General features: G+C 34.3%; 14 protein-coding genes and 2 tRNA genes. 15 read left to right on the top strand and 1 reads right to left on the bottom strand.

Translation table 11 applies throughout. The features are described from left to right. The first annotated feature begins 176 nt into the window (after positions 1-176). From QZ143_RS07090 to QZ143_RS07125, 8 genes are all read left to right on the top strand, one after another. Positions 177-494: a hypothetical protein gene (locus QZ143_RS07090; protein WP_292882640.1), complete on the top strand. Its 318-nt coding sequence runs from the start codon at positions 177-179 to the stop codon at positions 492-494. Further along, on the top strand, positions 491-775 hold the full coding sequence (locus QZ143_RS07095) for a hypothetical protein (RefSeq protein WP_292882643.1): 285 nt from the start codon (positions 491-493) through the stop codon (positions 773-775). The genes QZ143_RS07090 and QZ143_RS07095 overlap by 4 nt, the downstream gene beginning before the upstream one ends. A 90-nt stretch (positions 776-865) precedes the next feature. Further along, positions 866-1594 (top strand): phosphoribosylaminoimidazolesuccinocarboxamide synthase, encoded by a 729-nt coding sequence (gene purC, locus QZ143_RS07100; protein ID WP_292609534.1) that lies wholly within the window; start codon positions 866-868, stop codon positions 1592-1594. After that, a complete protein-coding gene (purS, locus tag QZ143_RS07105; RefSeq protein WP_292609532.1) occupies positions 1595-1861 on the top strand; it encodes a phosphoribosylformylglycinamidine synthase subunit PurS in 267 nt (88 codons plus the stop codon). It begins immediately after the preceding gene. Between the two features lie 10 nt (positions 1862-1871). Continuing rightward, entirely contained in the window at positions 1872-2516 is a 645-nt protein-coding gene (purQ, locus tag QZ143_RS07110) for a phosphoribosylformylglycinamidine synthase subunit PurQ (protein WP_292882646.1), read from the top strand. A 9-nt stretch (positions 2517-2525) separates the two neighbouring features. Beyond that, positions 2526-3245: a uroporphyrinogen-III C-methyltransferase gene (cobA, locus tag QZ143_RS07115; RefSeq protein WP_292882648.1), complete on the top strand. Its 720-nt coding sequence runs from the start codon at positions 2526-2528 to the stop codon at positions 3243-3245. After that, the gene (glmS, locus tag QZ143_RS07120) at positions 3246-5030 is read left to right on the top strand and encodes a glutamine--fructose-6-phosphate transaminase (isomerizing) (protein ID WP_292882650.1); all 1785 of its coding nucleotides are present in this window, start codon (positions 3246-3248) and stop codon (positions 5028-5030) included. Positions 5031-5405: 375 nt separating this feature from the next. Beyond that, positions 5406-7298, top strand: coding sequence for an Ig-like domain-containing protein (locus tag QZ143_RS07125; protein WP_292882653.1), 1893 nt, complete (start codon positions 5406-5408; stop codon positions 7296-7298). On the opposite strand, the gene QZ143_RS07130 is transcribed toward QZ143_RS07125, so the two are convergent. Then, positions 7283-8506 (bottom strand): MnmC family methyltransferase, encoded by a 1224-nt coding sequence (locus tag QZ143_RS07130; protein ID WP_292882656.1) that lies wholly within the window; start codon positions 8504-8506, stop codon positions 7283-7285. The genes QZ143_RS07125 and QZ143_RS07130 overlap by 16 nt on opposite strands. Before the next feature lie 1531 nt (positions 8507-10037). On the opposite strand from QZ143_RS07130, the gene tgtA reads away from it, so the two are divergent. From tgtA to QZ143_RS07165, 7 genes are all read left to right on the top strand, one after another. Further along, positions 10038-12017 carry a tRNA guanosine(15) transglycosylase TgtA gene (tgtA, locus tag QZ143_RS07135; protein ID WP_292882659.1) on the top strand — a complete coding sequence of 660 codons (1980 nt, stop codon included), beginning with the start codon at positions 10038-10040 and terminating at the stop codon, positions 12015-12017. Between the two features lie 8 nt (positions 12018-12025). Continuing rightward, positions 12026-12694: a class I SAM-dependent methyltransferase gene (locus tag QZ143_RS07140; protein WP_292609518.1), complete on the top strand. Its 669-nt coding sequence runs from the start codon at positions 12026-12028 to the stop codon at positions 12692-12694. An 89-nt stretch (positions 12695-12783) separates the two neighbouring features. Beyond that, positions 12784-12857: transfer RNA gene (locus QZ143_RS07145), tRNA-Gly, on the top strand. Positions 12858-12865: 8 nt separating this feature from the next. Next, positions 12866-12939, top strand: a tRNA-Gly gene (locus QZ143_RS07150). 143 nt (positions 12940-13082) lie between these two features. Beyond that, positions 13083-14120 (top strand): hydroxymethylglutaryl-CoA synthase, encoded by a 1038-nt coding sequence (locus tag QZ143_RS07155; RefSeq protein ID WP_292609516.1) that lies wholly within the window; start codon positions 13083-13085, stop codon positions 14118-14120. 12 nt (positions 14121-14132) lie between these two features. Further along, positions 14133-15290: a thiolase domain-containing protein gene (locus QZ143_RS07160; RefSeq protein WP_292609514.1), complete on the top strand. Its 1158-nt coding sequence runs from the start codon at positions 14133-14135 to the stop codon at positions 15288-15290. Positions 15291-15314: 24 nt separating this feature from the next. After that, positions 15315-16238, top strand: a complete 924-nt coding sequence (locus tag QZ143_RS07165; RefSeq protein WP_292882662.1) for a DUF1848 domain-containing protein — start codon at positions 15315-15317, stop codon at positions 16236-16238. Positions 16239-16919: the final 681 nt, after the last annotated feature.

Genomic DNA, 16919 nt, shown 5'->3' on the forward strand with positions numbered 1-16919 from the left:
GCAGTGCTCTCGCTGGCTTCATTATAGTAGATTCCAGCAATCAAACCTATTATGCACAACAAAAATATGAGAAGTATTGTGGTATTTTTCATATCCATAATATTATATATTATAGAAAAGTATTTTTATAACTTTTGTTCATACTTATTAGCGAAATATTTTTTAGAGGTGAAAATATGAAAGGCTTTATAATAGCAATATTGGTGATTGCAGCGATACTTGTCATCGGCGGCGGTGCTGTGGCATATAAGTTTCTAGACTCTGATGGCAGTGGCTCTGCTTTGAATAAGGTTGTAGATAAAGTAAGTAATAGTGGATCTTCTGATGTTGTAAAAGAGGAAATCAAGGAAAACGGTCAGGCCGGCGGAGGCTCCTATAAGGAAGTTTCCTATGGTGATGGAGGATTCCGTCAGTATGATTCGGATACCGGTGAACTGATAGGTTCCTCTTATGATTCCGATCAGGCAAAACTGAATAAAGGGGATTTCGATTGATTTTAAAGGATTTGCTTGATTATTTCAATATTGAAGATAATCTTCCCAATTATCTTTTAAAGCATCCATTCAATGAGGTCTTCTTGGACGGAGACCTGACAATGGATGGCAATGATTATATGATAGAGGTTACCACACGTCAAAACGTCACTCATCAAATGCACATAAGGCCAAATGATGAATTTCCGGTAATAATAATGTCAAAACTTCCAAACGGAAATTTGAACGGAATGAAGTTCGGCCAGAATGAGGGTGATGAAAAATTCGTTGATGATTTGTAACCTGCTATTTTTTCTTATTTTTTTAACTACTTTTATATAATATTTTAATCAAAAATTATAATATAATAATTTAATAATTTTGTTGATATCATGGACAAAAAAGAGTTAATTAATGGCGGAAAAGTAAAAAGTGTATTTACTACCGATAACGAGAATCAGGTCATTATCGAGTTTAGAGATGATATGACTGCCGGTGATGGTGCAAGAAAAGAGGTAATGAACAATAAGGGAGCCTACAATGCGATAATTTCTACAAAAATATTCAAGGTATTGGAAGAAAACGGCATTGAAACCCAGTTCATCGACCTGCCGGAACCTAATGTTATGCTTGCAAAAAAGCTTGAAATGATTCCAATTGAAGTGATTGTAAGAAACATTGCTACAGGCAGTCTTGTTCGCAAATATCCAATTGATGACGGTACCAAATTGGACCCTCCAATTGTTCAAATGGATTTTAAGGATGATGAATATCATGACCCTATGCTTAATGATTCCATTATCAAGGCACTGGGAATAGCTACCCAGGAAGAAATCGATATCCTAACCCAAAAGGCCTTAAAAATCAATGAAATTTTAACCAAATTCTTTGCGGATGCAGGAATTATTCTGGTTGACTACAAGGTTGAATTCGGTAAGGATAAGGATGGAAACATTCTTTTAGGTGATGAGATTTCTCCTGACGGATGCAGACTATGGGATAGTGAAACATTGGAAATGTTGGATAAGGAACTGTTTAGAAAAGGAAAAGACGACGAAGTTATGGATGCTTACATTGAAGTGTACAATAGAATTATTCCTGATGATGAAAAGGTGATTTAGATGTTATTTGATATTGAAGTGAAAATTTCTCTTAAAAGCGGAATGTTGAACCCTGAAGCAACAACAATTGAAAGATCTCTTGAATTACTTGGTTATGATGTAAACAACGTAAAAACTGTTGAAATCATCAAATTCCAAATGGAAGGTGAAGACAGGGAAGCAATCAGGGACAATGTCACCGACATGTGTGAAAGATTGTTGTGTAATCCTGTAATTCACGATTATAAAATTAATGTTATTCCACAAAATATGGCATGTGGTAAATAGGGGGATTTAAATGAAAATCGGAGTAATCAGATTTCCTGGAACCAACTGTGACAGGGATGTTGCACAGGCTATTGAATTGGCAGGCCTTACTCCAGAATACATCTGGTGGAATGAGGAAAAGCTAACTGATTTTGACGGTATAGTGATTCCTGGAGGATTTTCTTATGGGGATTACTTGAGAGCTGGTGCAATGGCTTCAATCACACCTGTAATTGATGGAATTAAAGAATTGGTAAAAGAGGAAAAACCGGTTTTAGGAATATGTAATGGAGCACAGATTTTAGGAGAAATCGGTCTTGTTCCAGGAATTTTCATAACAAACGAATATCCTAAATTCAACTGTGAATGGGTTAATTTGAAAGTGGCAACCAACAGGACTCCTTTTATCAAAGCATTCAAAAACAATCAGACAATCGCTCTTCCTATAGCTCATGCTGAAGGAAGGTTTTACACAGAAGACATTGACCTTTTAAAAGACCAGGACCAAATCGTATTGCAGTTTGAAGGCAAAAACCCTAACGGTTCAATGGAAGCAATCACAAGCGTTTGTGATGAGTCAGGACTTGTTTGCGCTATGATGCCTCACCCTGAAAGAGCTTGTGAGGAATTGTTTGGTTCCGATGATGGTTTAAACTTTTTTAAAGGATTTTTATAATGTGATAAGATGGTAGTTTATTTAATTGGTGCAGGACCTGGAGATGCTGATTTAATAACTCTTAAAGCAGTGAAAGCATTGAATAAGGCTGATGTCGTATTGTATGATTATTTGGCCAATGAAGAAATATTGGCACACGCTCCCGATTCAGCAGAAAAAATTTATGTCGGAAAAAAGGCGGGGGAGCATTATAAAACACAAGACCAAATCAATGAACTGATTATCCAGCAGGCTCAAAATCATGAAAATGTTGTAAGGCTCAAGGGAGGAGATCCTTTTGTATTTGGCCGTGGCGGTGAAGAAATATTGGCTTTAATGGAACATGATATCAAATTTGAAGTAATTCCGGGTGTAACTTCCGCTATTGGAGCACCAACTTCACTGGGACTGCCAGTAACTCACAGGGCAGTAGCAACATCAGTGACTATTGTAACAGGTCATGAAGACCCGACAAAAGCAGAAAGCCAAGTTCACTGGGATTACACTGCCGATACATTAATTATTTTAATGGGAATTGGAAATATTAAAGAAAATACTTCCGAAATCATGAAATACCGTTCAGCCGACACACCTGTCTGTGCTGTTGAAAGCGGAACTCTTCCTGATGAAAACGTAGTATTTGGAACATTGGGAGACATTTCGGATAAGGAAATTAACACTCCTGCTATTTTAATAATAGGGGATGTTGTAAACCTTTATAAGGATATTTACGATTATCAAGGTGATTAGATGTGTGGAATTGTAGGTTGTATATTGAAAGAAGATGGTGATGTGGCGCCGATTCTTTTTGATTGTATTTCAAAATTGGAATATAGGGGATATGATTCAATCGGACTTGCTACATTTGCAGATGATAATATTCATATCAAAAAGGATAAAGGTAAAATCGAAGAAGTGGACAAGAAATTGGATTTGTCAGATATGCCTGGCAATTTTGGTATTGCTCATGTTCGATGGGCAACACACGGTGATCCGTCAAAATTAAATTCACATCCTCATGTTGATGAAGATGCTAGTATTGCTGTTGTTCACAACGGTATCATTGAGAATTATTTGGAGATTAAGGAAAAATTAACCCTTGAAGGTCATGTATTCAAATCAGACACAGACACTGAAGTCATTCCTCATCTGATTCAAAAGTTCATGGATGAAAAATTCGACCTTGAGCATGCCGTCAGGAAAACCATCGATGTTATTGAAGGGGCTTATGCGATTGCTGCAATCAGCAAAAATGAGCCGGACAAGATTGTTGCAACCCGTAAGGACTCTCCACTGATTGTAGGTATTGGTGAAGAGGGTTATTATCTTGCATCAGACTCTCCGGCAATTTTAAAATATGCACGTGACATAATTTATCCTGAAAGGGGTGAGATTGTAATTCTGGATAAGGATGGTGTTGTGGTTCATGATGAATTTGACAATGTGGTCAACAAGGAAATAGATACCATTAACTGGACTCCTGAAATGGCTGAAAAAGAAGGATATGACCATTTCATGATAAAGGAAATTAATGAACAGGCAACAGCAGTTAGAAATACATTGACTCAAAAGGACAATATTCAGGAAATCATTGATGACATTGATGACATTCAAAGGATATGCTTTGTAGCCTGCGGAACATCATATCATGCGTCACTGACAGGAAAATATTTGATTGAATCGCTGGCGGGCGTTCCAACCGATGTCATTCTCGCTTCCGAGTTCAAATATTCTGCCAACACTTTAAACGATAAGACTTTGGTAATATTCATATCCCAATCCGGGGAAACTGCAGATTCACTTAAGGCATTGGATGTGGCAAATCAGACATCCAAAACTTTGGGAATTGTTAATGTTGCAGGATCATCAATTACAAGAAGGGCTCAATATGTAATTCAGACTCAGGCAGGTCCTGAAATTGGGGTGGCGGCAACTAAAACCTATGTTGCTCAGTTAACTTCCATTTATCTGTTTGCAGCATTGCTGTCTAAAAATGTGGAGCTTTTAAAGGAAATTGAAAAGGTTCCGGATTTCATTGATGAGACTCTTGAGGAAATCGAGTTTATCGAGGAATTTTCAAAAAGATACAATTACGCTCGCGATTTCTTCTATTTGGGAAGAGGCTATTCATACCCTACTGCATTGGAGGGTGCATTAAAGCTTAAGGAAATTACCTACATTCATGGTGAAGGATATGCTGCAGGTGAGTTGAAGCATGGTCCTTTGGCTTTGATTGATGAAGGAATTCCTGTAGTGGTCATTATTCCTCCGGGGGATAATTACAGAAAGACCATGAGCAATTTGGAAGAGGTTAAATCCCGTGGAGCAAATGTTTTGGCTATCGGGTCAGCTGATGATGAATCACTAAAAGCTAAAGCCGATGATGTAATTGCAATCAATGCTGACGTGAAGGAGATTATTGCGCCGCTGGTTTATATTGTGCCGTTGCAGTTGATAGCCTATTATATTACTGTTGAAAAGGGACATGACCCTGACAAACCTAAAAATTTAGCAAAATGTGTGACTGTAGAATGAGTTTTTTGAAAACTTTTTCTATATTCCTTATTTTATATTTAACAATATATAATTAAATATTTTTACTATATCTTCAATAAATTTTGTTTTTTATTATTCTCAGCGATATTTATATATTTATTTTGGATTTTAAATTAACTGGATTATTATAACTTTTTTTCAGTATTATAAATATTAATTATTCAATTTTTAATTAAAATTAGTCTTTTGATAATAATTTCAACTATTTTAATGTTTTTATTTCATTTATAATAGTTTTTGTGCTTATTTTTTCAAAATTAAGCTTTTTTATGCTTTTTTTTAAAATCAAAAGCTTTTTATAAGAAAAGTGTGATAAGATATATGTACGAACAAATGTTAGATGGAGTTAACGTTATGTTTAATAATAAAGTAAAATTATTTTTGGTAACTCTAATTTTCATGTTGTCAATTTCCGCAGTGGCGGCAGTAGAAAATAATGCTACTGGTGATGACATGCTTATTGGGGAAGTAGACGAAGAACCTCCTTCGGGTGTAGTTCAAGATATTTCTACTGATAATAATCTTGAAGTTACTGATAATGATGATAAAAGTCAAATTGGAACTTTATATGAGCTAAAGGCCGATAACGTAAAGATGTATTATAAGAATGGATCTAGTTATGACGTGACTTTGCTTGAAAATTTCGAACCTGTTAAAGATGCATCAGTGTCCATCACTATCAATGGAGTTTCATATACTAAGGTCACTGATAAATCAGGTAAGATATCTATTCCAATTACTTTAAATTCAGGTAGCTATGTGGCTACTGCAAAATATAGTGATATACAAATTAAGAATACTATTAAAGTATTGCCTGTCATTTCAGCTAGTGATGTCACTACAACCTATAAAAGCACTGCCCAATATAAGGCTAAGTTTTTAGATGGTCAGGGCAATCCTTTAAAAGATGCTGCTGTTAAATTTAAAGTTAACGGTAAGACATATTCTAAAAAAACTGATGCTAAAGGTTATGCAACATTTGAAACTTCCAATTTAAAAGTTGGCAGTCATGTTATTCAGGCTATTCATCCAAACGGATATAAAAAATCAAATAAGATAGTCATAAAAAATTCTGTTGTTGCATCAAATGTTAAAAAGCATTATTTAAGTTCTAAAAAATTCTCAGCAACCTTTTATGGAAAAAATGGGAAATTATTAGCAAATAAATATGTTAAATTTTATCGTAACGGAGAATATTTCAGTGTAAAAACTAATTCGAAGGGTGTAGCTTCAATCGCTATTATCTCAAAACCTACTACCTTTAAAATGGTTTCAATAAATCCTGAAACCGGTCAAAAGGTAAGCAGAAATGTAACAATATTATCTACTTTGTCTGCTAGTAAAGTATCAACATTCTCAGACAAAACAGCTACATTTAAGGTTAAACTTTATAAGGATGATAAGTTAGTTAAAAATGCAAAAGTTTATGTTTATATCAAGGGCGTTAAAAAAACTGCTAAAACTAATGCTGATGGTATTGCTAGCGTAAACTTTAAATTAGCTAAAGGAAATTATGATTTCGTATCATATGATCCTTATACTAAATATTCAATAAAAACTAAAGTGTCTGTTAAATTGGCTTCAATTAGAGCATATACTAAAAATACATATGAAGATTCAGAGACAACCTATACTGCAACTCTTTTGAATCAGGATGGTAGTCTTGCGAAAAATACCAAAATGCAAATGACATTAAATGGCAAAACATATAATGTCAAAACCAATGTAAAAGGTGTTGCAAGCATTACTTTCAAATTAAAAGAGGGAAAATACAAAATTGTTTGTAAGGACCCACGTACAGACTACACAAAAACCTGTACTGTCAATGTTTACGGTCCTATTGTAGGTATTAAATTTGATAAGTATGGTGTTTCTGAAGATGGAAGTATGCTTATGGTAGTTGGTAGACCATCTGCTGTTGGTGAAGAATCCAAATATGGATATACATTTTATAAAACTCTCTTTGAGAGAACATGTCCGTATTGTGGAGGTCATAATCTTTATTGGCACATTTTCTGGGCCGGTAGTGAATATGCTGATGGAGGAATTTTCCCTGCAACCGGCATATATGAAACAGGAAGTGCTGAAGGAAATATTTTCTGTAAGGACTGTGACTGTGACTTTTCAATATTCGGTAATGAACATGTTTGGAGTAATCCTATGCATTTAAAAATATTGGATGGTCCTCATAAATCATCAAAAGAAGAAGCATATGCTTTAAAAAGTGGAAATTATGTATTGTCATAATTTCCTGATTTAACTTTTTTTAATTTTTTTTCCATATCTAAAATTCTATTTCTTGAATTGTTTTTTTCGTCTTGTTTTTTTGAATAGCTGTTTTCACATTCAACAATGTAGAATGCTTCATCGGAAGTTGTTGAGGGTATATTCATTTTTGCCAGATTGCGTTCCACTCTTCTTTTAAGTTTCTCGTCATCCATTTCACATGCTAAAAATATGGGTGTTTTAACGGCAGATGAAATTTTTGTGGTGTGGCGGGCATTGTGCCTTTCTTCTGTTCTTTTTTCTAGAATGTAATCGCTGCTGTTGTTTAGATTAGGGTCTCTAAATGGAATTCCCACATCTGACAGTGCAATTCTTATCTCATCATTTTTTGGCAGTGCTGTGTCAAGCATCAATGGATTTGGACTGGCCAGTGTTCCGCCCTGTTTTCTTCCAAAAATAGGGCCTTGACCAATATAGAAATCAGCTTCAATGAAAGCTGCCCTTACTGGAGCGGATGAAGTGTAGGTTGCAACAATTCCATCATCTTTTATGACTCTCCTGAACTCTTTGAAAAATTCGAGTGAAAACAGTTCGGGAGCCATGTTCTGTGAAAACGGATCTAAAAATATTGCATCGTAGGTGTTGTCTTTCAGCTTCTGGACAGTTTGTCTTGCATCTTCGATGTAGACATTGATGTCAATATTTTCGGGAATTTCACAAGTCTCCAGGCTTAATGTTGCATAATCCTGTTTGATGAGTTCATCTTCAATGGCTTTTTTGGTAATGTCATGTGCTTTGATGGGTGAAGGAATCAAAAGACCGCACGCAAGTGTTGCATAGGATATTTCAACCATATCTATTGTTAAATTGGATTTTGAAGAGTTTTTCATGAAATCTTCTATTGCTGCTGATGAGTTGTAGCCGAGTCCGGCACATATGTCTAAAATTGCAATGTCCTCTTCGTAGTTGAACTTCATTGGTTTGATAAATTTCTCAAATGACTCACTTATTGCTCCGGTAGATGTATGTAATGTTTCAATTTTGTGATTTATTTCCTTCGAGTTGATAGAATAAGATCCATCATCGGTTAAAACGAAATAATTCTTATAAGTATCAAAAAAATTAACTCTTCCTTCATTATTTTGGGTACTTTTTTCCTCTTCGAAACATGAATTTACCAAATCGAAAATATCGTCATTTATTATTCTGGCATTGTCTTCATAACTCATTTTTATCACTAAAAATTTTTGTTTTTCTTGATATTTATCTTTGAAGTTGTTTCAAATTAAAATTGGATTTTAATAATTTTTTTGTTAATTTGGCTAAAATGCTTTAATACTAAAAGATAAGTGGTTTTATTCTAAATATTATTAAAATTAGTGATTTATTCGGGTTATTTTTTTAGATTTTAGCATTGTTATCTGTTGGTTGGCTAAAAATCTTGTTTTTGTAGTTAAATTTTGTCTTTAGGATTAAATTTAAAATTCAATGATTAGTAAAAAATTAATTATATTTTTAAAATTCTTTATTCGATTTCAAATGTTTTTTGAGTGTTTAATGGATTCATTGATTTTATTTTAATAATCTGGCTTTGATTCAAGGGTATTTTTGCTTTTTCAGTCATTAAATTTAAATTCAAATTTCAGCTTTGTTTTTGCAATAATTCAAATTCAACAGTTCATTTATGATAAAAAAAGAGTAGATTGGTTCTATTTTTGTTTTTTAATCAATTATCTTGAGAATTTATTTTATGCTCTTGGAAATCAAATCATGTTGATTTTTGCTAACTTTCATAAATAATCATTGTGAATGCTTATTTTAGAGATTGGGGCTTTCTTAATCCTTTTCTTTTAGACATTCTTTTTTTATTATATAAAGAATTTTGTACTGTTTTTTTAAGTAATCAACTCATTATTGGTTTTATTTTATTTAAAATAGTCTTATTTAATTATTTTTATTGTAATTTAACCATTGTCAGTTAGATTTTATCTTGTCATTTTTTGGGTGGATGGAGTATTTATTATAAATTTTTAACTTTTGATGATTGATTTGGGCAATTTTTAGCCGTTTAATTTTTCTTCTTAAAATGCTTATTTTTCTTATTTATTGGATATTTTTCCTTATTTTTTAATAAAAACATTTATATATGACTTATTTTATAATAATAACTAACAATCTTAAGTATTCAAAACTTTTTACTTGATATATGTGTAAAATTTTTTGGTATTTGCTTAGGATTGAAGTGTTATGGTGATGATAATTAAGTTGATTATCTTCACTTTAATGCTGTTTCAACATCTATGTTGAAATTAAATGAATCTGCCATGAATCTATTAATATCCAATATGATATTGCAATTGTGGAGTGATGGTTGCATGTCATGTTGATAATTTTAGATTCTCCAGGATGTCTGTATTATTACTCATTATAATTACTATAGACCATAAATAGACGATGAATCACTAAAAAATTTTCTCCTAAAATTTGTTGAGACATGCTGGATGCAGATTAAACACGAAATAGGGTTAAATTTTTTTAACCTCCTTTTTTCCTTTTTTATTAATTTTTCTGAATCTGATGGGGATATCATTTTTTAACATGTTGATGCAATTTTTTAATTTTTAAATGAGCAAGATTTATATAATTTCTAATTTAAACTTTATTTAGATATTAACTATCCTTCAAATTATTTTTTGAGGACAATTTTTTTTAATTAAACTTGATGATTTAATTTTTAAAAACTATTTAGAGTAAGGTATAATGTTTGAAATTAAAGCGAAAGATAACATGGGGCGTGTAGGTGTTTTAAAAACCAAACATGGTGACGTTAAGACTCCTGCATTGATGCCGGTAATTCACCCGCGCAAACAGACTATTGATGTGGGCAAATATGGTGCTGATATTGTAATTACAAATGCATATCTGATTTATAAGGATGAAGACTTGAAAAAGGAAGCTGTTGAAAAGGGTTTGCATGAACTGATTCATTTTGACGGCCCTATAATGACCGATTCAGGTTCCTTTCAGCTTTCAGTATATGGTGATGTGGAAATCACCAACAAGGAAGTCATAGAATTTCAGGAATTAATCAAAACAGATATCGGAACCAGCCTGGACATTCCTACAGCACCTTTTGTTGACCGTGAAAAGGCTGAAAGCGATTTGGAAATAACTCTTGAAAGAGCCCGTGAAGCTGTTGACTATAAAAAATCTCAGGATATGGAAATGCTTTTGAATTCAGTAGTTCAGGGTTCCACATTTCTTGACTTAAGACGTAAATGTGCCAGTGAATTATCAAAACTTGATGCTGATTTGTATCCTATCGGTGCTGTAGTTCCTTTGATGGAATCTTATCATTATAAGGATTTGGTTGATGTTGTAATGAATTCGATGAAGGAACTGCCTGACAGCACTGCAAGACATCTGATGGGTGCAGGCCATCCTATGATATTTGCACTGTGCGTTGCGATGGGATGTGACCTGTTTGACTCAGCAGCATATATTTTGTATGCAGAAGATGACAGGCTTTTGTCAACTAGAGGAACATATAAGCTGGAAAACCTTCAGGAAATGCCATGCTCCTGTGAAGTATGTACCAAATACACTCCTGATGACTTGAGGGCAATGCCAAAAGAGAAAAGAAGGGATTTAATAGCTCAACATAATTTACATGTCTCTTTTGCTGAATTGAGATTGATTAGGCAGGCCATCTATGAAGGCAGTTTAATGGAACTTGTTGAAGAAAGATGCCGTGCCCATCCTGCACTTCTGGAGGCTGTAAGGCAGCTTGGAAATTATTCAATGGATTTGGAAAAATACGATCCAAGAAGCAAAAAGTCAGCGTTTTTCTACACAGGTCCAGAATCATTGTGCCGTCCCGAAGTCTTAAGGCACATGCAAAAATTGCGTGAAATGCCTAAAAAAAGAGACCTGGTCATATTGCCTCCGACCAGAAAACCTTACTCCAAATTTATCTCAGGAAAACTTGGTGAATTTTATATTTATGGTGCAGAGCAGGAAATCGATTTGGAAAACACAGATTTCATGGTCTTGGATGTGCCGTTTGGGTTAATACCTTTAGAAATTGATGAAGTGTATCCTTTAAGCCAGAATGATGCTCCAAAAACACGTGATGTAGACAGCATTGAATTTGTAGAGGATTTCATATCCGAATTTGTGGAATATTACGACCAGGTTTTAATACATTCACGGATAATCAAGGACTTGGAAATTGGCCTTTACAATAAGTGCATTGATTCCGATGAGATAAGATATAAAAAGGATGATGTCCAGAAAGTTAAGGCAATCGCAGATTATCAATTCGGCTTCGGAGCTGGAGATGCATTGTTTGATGGAAATATAAAAATAGAAAAAAGTAAAAAAACAGGCAAAATCAGACACATCTATGATGGAAAGGTGTTGATTGTAAACATGAGAGCATCAGATTCATATTTGGTCTTATCAAAAGAAGGTGCCAAAAGGCTTCATAATGCAATGCCTTATCCGGAAAATAGGGTGGTCGTAAATAAGGACTCCGAACCGTTTGCACTTGATGGAAAAAGTGTATTCTGTAAATTCGTAGTTGACTGTGATGATAATATACGTGCAAAGGACGAAGTTTTGATAGTTAATGAGCAGGATAAGTTGCTGGCATATGGAAAAGCATTGCTTGGAGCCTGTGAAATAAAGGAATTCAAAACAGGTCAGGCTATTAAGACACGTAAAGGATTCAAAAAGTAGGTGATAAAATGGCTGATGAAAATAAGGTTAATACAGGTCACAATATTGAAGATAAGGAACTTATAAAAAACGCCCGCAAACCCGTGGGGGAGTTGGGTCATCAAATCTTGGATAGGATGAACGAATCCCATGAATCAATGGCTCAGTGGGGTGTAACTCACTTTGAAATAAATGAAGACAGCAAAATTCTCGACATCGGATGCGGCGGTGGGAGAAACATTGAAAGATTTGCCGGCCAAATATCTGAAAACGGCAGGGTTGTTGGAATTGATTATTCTGAAGTCAGTGTGGAAAAGTCCACCAAATTAAATCAGGATGCAATTGATGCCGGAAAGGTTAACGTATTGCAAGGATCAGTGTCTGAAATGCCATTCTATGATGAAACATTTGACATTGTAACAGGCTTTGAAACAATTTATTTCTGGCCAGATTTCATCAATGATTTAAAAGAGGTTAACAGGGTTCTTAAAAAAGATGGTTTGGTATTTTTCTGTAATGAAGCAGTTTACAGGGAAGGTCAAATGGAAAAATATGATGATCTTGTGGAACTTCTTGACATGAAAATCTATTCTGAGGACGTTTTAAAGGAATCTCTTGAAAAGACAGGTTTTAAAGATTTCAAAGCATATGTTGATGAAGAACATGATTGGATTTGCGTGACTGCTAGAAAAATCTAATTATTTTTTTATTTTTTTATAAAATTCTTTTAAAAATCGAAAGTTTTATATACTATCAAAACATAAGTTTACTTGTTGTTAGTTTTCATGCGGTGTTAGTCCAGCCTGGTTAAGACTCTAGCCTGCCACGTTAGAGACCCGGGTTCAAATCCCGGACGCCGCATTTTTTATGCAGTCGTGGTATAGTCTGGTTATTACTTGGGCCTTCCAAGCCTACAACCCGGGTTCGAATCCCGGCGACTGCATCTTGAATAAATTCTTTTTTTAAAATTCTTTTTTTGTTAAAATAATGCTCTTTTTTAGTTAGTTTTATATAATACTAAAAATATAATATAAATAATTAAATTGATTTTTAATGTCTTTAAATATTATGATTTAAGGTGATTTAATGGTAGGAATAGTAGGATATGGTGCGCATGTGCCATCATATAGAATTAAAGTAGAGGAAATTGCAAAAGTATGGGGAGATGACCCTGTTGCTTTGTCAAATGGATTGGTTGTTAATGAAAAATCCGTTCCTTCTGCTGATGAAGATACTGCAACTATTGCAGTTACTGCTGCTAGATATGCTCTAGCAAGAGCTCAAATTGATCCAAGTAAGATTGGTGCTGTTTATGTAGGTTCAGAATCACATCCATATGCAGTTAAGCCAACAGCTTCTATTGTTGCTGAAGCGATTTGTGCAACTCCTAAATTGACTGCTGCAGATTTGGAATTTGCTTGTAAAGCCGGAACTGCAGGTGTTCAAATGTCAATGGGTCTTGTAAAGTCTGGAATGGTTGAATATGCATTGGCTATTGGTGCTGATACTTCACAAGGTGCTCCTGGGGATGCTTTAGAATATACTGCATCTGCTGGTGGTGCAGCTTATATCATTGGTAATAAGGACACTATTGCAGATATAAATACTACTTGCAGTTTTACAACTGATACTCCTGATTTTTACAGAAGGGAAGGTCAAAACTATCCGTCACACGGTGGTCGTTTTACTGGTGAGCCTGCTTACTTCAAGCATGTTTTAAGTGCAGCAAAAATGTTATTTGAAGAAACTGATACAAAGCCTGAAGATTATGATTATGCTTGTTTCCATCAGCCTAACGGTAAATTCTACTTGAGGGCAGGTAAAAAATTAGGTTTCACATCAGAACAAATCAAACAAGGTCTTTTAACTCCTAATATTGGAAATACCTATTCTGGTGCTGTGCCTCTTGCATTATCCAACATTTTAGATGTTGCAGAACCTGGTGACAAAATATTTGTTGTCTCATATGGTTCAGGTGCAGGAAGTGATGGATTCACAATCACTGTAAAAGATGAAATTGAAAAAAGAAGAGAATTAGCTCCAAAAACACAAGATATCATTGATGACAAAACATACGTTGATTATGCTGTTTATGCTAAATTCAAAGGTAAAATTAAAATGTAAGGGGGCTTGAATATGAGAGATGTTGCGATTATCGGAGTTTCACAAACTAAATTTGGTGAATTATGGGATTCTTCCTTTAGGGATTTGATTGCTGAAGCTGGTTTAAAAGCTATCGTGGATGCAGATATTGGTGGTGACGACATTGAAGCAATGTTTGTTGGAAATATGTCTTCTGGACTTTTTGTAGAACAGGAACACATTGCAGCACTTATTTCTGATCATGTAGGTCTTAATCCAATTCCAGCTACAAGAGTTGAAGCTGCTTGTGCATCAGGCGGTCTTGCATTAAGACAAGGAATCATGGCTGTAGCATCTGGTTTTCATGATGTGGTTATTTCTGCAGGTGTTGAAAAAATGACTGATGTTGTGGATGCAACTCCAGCTATTGCTACTGCATCAGATCAGGAATGGGAAGCACAACAAGGGGCTACTTTCCCATCATTATATGCAATGATTGCAAAAAGACATATGTATGAATATGGAACCACTCGTGAACAATTGGCACAATTTTCTGTTGTAAACCATAAAAATGCATCTAAAAATCCTAATGCTCAATTCCCATTTGAAATCAGCGTTGATAAGGTATTAAATTCCACTATGGTTGCAGACCCATTAACTCTCCTTGACTGTTCTCCAGTAAGTGACGGAGCAGCAGCTATTGTAATGGTGCCTGCTGAAGATGCCAAAAAATATACTGATACTCCAATTTATGTAAAAGCTTCTGCACAGGCTTCTGGAACTTTAACATTACATGATAGAAAAGACATTACTACCATTGAATCTACTAAGGTTGCATCCAGAAAAGCTTATGAAATGGCAGGAGTCACCCAAAAAGACATTGACGTTACTGAAGTACACGATTGTTTCTCAATCAACGGTCTATTGGCTGTGGAAGACTTAGGTTTTGCTGAAAAAGGTAAAGGTGGAATAGCTATTGAAGAAGGTCAAACAGAAATCGATGGTGATTTCCCAATCAACTCTTCAGGAGGTCTTAAAGCACGTGGACACCCATTAGGTGCAACCGGTATCGCTCAAGCTGCTGAAATCGTATGGCAACTTAGAGGAGAAGCTGGTGGACGTCAAGTGGAAGGTGCAGAAATTGGTATGACTCACAACATTGGAGGAACCGGTGGTACTGCAGCTGTACATATTTTCGGAAGAGATTTATAAATCTCTTTTACTTTTTCTTTTTTTATGATTCTTAACACAGGCACAAGAACTGATATTCCTGCTTTTTTTAGTAAATGGTTCTTGAACAGGATTGAAGAGGGTTTCGTACTTAGCAAAAACCCATATAACAATCAGATTTATAAATATAATTTCAATCCCAAAAATGTTGACTGTATCTGTTTTTGCTCTAAAAATCCAAAACCTCTGGTAAAGAATTTGGATAAACTATCCGATTACAGGCAATTCTGGTTTACAACAATAAATCCCTATGGAAAAGACGTTGAAGTCAATGTTGTGAATTACAAAAAGGTCATGAAAACATTTAAGGAGCTTTCTGAAACATTGGGCATTAATTGTGTGTCATGGAGATATGATCCTATTTTTATCACTGAAAAATATGGCCTGGATTTTCATATTGATAAATTTGAAGAAATGGCATCTGAATTGCATGATTTTACTTCTGACTGCACAATCAGTTTCATTGATTTGTATCAAAAGGTTTTAAGGAATTTTCCCGAAGCCCGTGAAGTCACGACTGAGGAACGTTTGGTTATTGGTGAAAATTTTGCAAAAATTGCCAGGCAATATGATATGCAAATGAAAACATGCGTTGAAGGAACATTGCTTGACCAGTTTGGATTTGATTCATCCGGTTGCATGACTCAACAGGTATTGGAAAAAGCTATTGGAAATAATTTAAAAGTCCCCAAAGGAAAATACAGAAATCGAGAATGCAATTGTTTAATGGGAAGGGATATTGGATTATATAATACCTGCCTTCATGGGTGCAAATATTGCTATGCCAATGCCAACATGAAGCTGGTCAAAAGGAACCAAAAGTTGCATAATCCAAATTCACCTTTGCTGATTGGTGAGGTTAAAGAGGGTGATGTTGTAAAAGAGGTTAGGGAACCTAGCTATATTTATTCACAGCAAAGATTAATTTGATTAGTTGTCTCATTTCTATTTTTAATCAATTTTTATATTTATCAATAATTAGGTGTAAATATTTGTAAAAATTATAATAAATTTTCATTATATAATTTAAAATATTGTTAGATGGTATGAAAAGATAATAACATAAATGATAGTTCTTTCAAAAAATAAAATATTGTTTTTAATATTCACTATATGCATTTACAAAAAAATATAAATTCGTTCATATAAAAATAAAAATATGCATGAAGAGATAGATTTGGTTTCACAACCCAAAAGTTCATTTTGGAAATTAAGCATCCCCATAATAGTTTTTTTGTATTTTTGATGCAATTTATGGTATTGTTGATATGCTGTGGGTTTCACAAATAGGCATAGAGGCATTTTATCTAAATGATGCAAGAATACCATGACCTCTTCAAGGTCGTGGATGAATTGAAGTTGGGTTATACCTTTGTGAATTGTTATTTATTGGGTTTCATTTGTCATGATAATTGATTTTAATATTTTTTTGTATGGGTATTTGTAATTCAGTGTACTTTCAGTTTTTTTTGGGGGCATTTATTTTTGTATTTTTTTTTTGATATGTATCACTTACAATGGAAAATTTGTAGTTTCATTTGTATTTCACGGGTGTTTATTTAATGTTTCTTGTTGTTTTTTAAACGTAGTTGATTTTTGTGGGCGATATTA

Source organism: Methanobrevibacter sp. UBA188, assembly GCF_905234905.1.
In the GTDB taxonomy this organism is placed as follows: Archaea; Methanobacteriota; Methanobacteria; order Methanobacteriales; family Methanobacteriaceae; genus Methanocatella.

Coding starts and splice junctions, on each gene's coding strand:
- tgtA (WP_292882659.1), top strand. CDS start 10,038: ATGTTTGAAATTAAAGCGAAAGATAACATGGGGCGTGTAGGTGTTTTA.
- purS (WP_292609532.1), top strand. CDS start 1,595: ATGTTATTTGATATTGAAGTGAAAATTTCTCTTAAAAGCGGAATGTTG.
- QZ143_RS07155 (WP_292609516.1), top strand. CDS start 13,083: ATGGTAGGAATAGTAGGATATGGTGCGCATGTGCCATCATATAGAATT.
- cobA (WP_292882648.1), top strand. CDS start 2,526: ATGGTAGTTTATTTAATTGGTGCAGGACCTGGAGATGCTGATTTAATA.
- QZ143_RS07130 (WP_292882656.1), bottom strand. CDS start 8,506: ATGAGTTATGAAGACAATGCCAGAATAATAAATGACGATATTTTCGAT.
- QZ143_RS07140 (WP_292609518.1), top strand. CDS start 12,026: ATGGCTGATGAAAATAAGGTTAATACAGGTCACAATATTGAAGATAAG.
- QZ143_RS07090 (WP_292882640.1), top strand. CDS start 177: ATGAAAGGCTTTATAATAGCAATATTGGTGATTGCAGCGATACTTGTC.
- purQ (WP_292882646.1), top strand. CDS start 1,872: ATGAAAATCGGAGTAATCAGATTTCCTGGAACCAACTGTGACAGGGAT.
- QZ143_RS07160 (WP_292609514.1), top strand. CDS start 14,133: ATGAGAGATGTTGCGATTATCGGAGTTTCACAAACTAAATTTGGTGAA.
- QZ143_RS07165 (WP_292882662.1), top strand. CDS start 15,315: ATGATTCTTAACACAGGCACAAGAACTGATATTCCTGCTTTTTTTAGT.
- glmS (WP_292882650.1), top strand. CDS start 3,246: ATGTGTGGAATTGTAGGTTGTATATTGAAAGAAGATGGTGATGTGGCG.
- purC (WP_292609534.1), top strand. CDS start 866: ATGGACAAAAAAGAGTTAATTAATGGCGGAAAAGTAAAAAGTGTATTT.
- QZ143_RS07125 (WP_292882653.1), top strand. CDS start 5,406: ATGTTTAATAATAAAGTAAAATTATTTTTGGTAACTCTAATTTTCATG.